Annotated in this window: 1 protein-coding gene; it reads right to left on the bottom strand. The window is 52.0% G+C overall.

Features of this window, described 5'->3' with window-relative positions; genetic code table 11:
* On the bottom strand, nt 1-256 hold a 256-nt coding region (locus tag ACYP03_RS26950), incomplete at both ends, for a hypothetical protein (RefSeq protein WP_459782799.1).

Raw genomic sequence — 256 nt, 5'->3', positions numbered from 1 at the left:
GAACAGCGAGACTGGCTGCTTGTCTTTGGCCTTTGTCATCAGTGCCGTCAGCGAAACGGTCTGACCTGTTAAGGTTTCTCGTTCAAACACAGGCGCAGTTTCGCCGAGTTTGGGCACAACATAAGGTACAGGTTTTTTGACAAGTTGCCCTGATTCAACCGGCGGTTGTAGTGTTTTCCAAGCGTCCGTTTCAGCTGGAACGCTGGCCGCTTCAAGCTCATACGCAGCATCCTGTTCGAGATTGAGATAGGCCAGC

The sequence above is a fragment of the Photobacterium sp. R1 genome, assembly GCF_054600795.1.
Note: the sequence above shows the minus strand (reverse complement) of the source record. Positions and strands in the feature narration are given on the sequence as shown.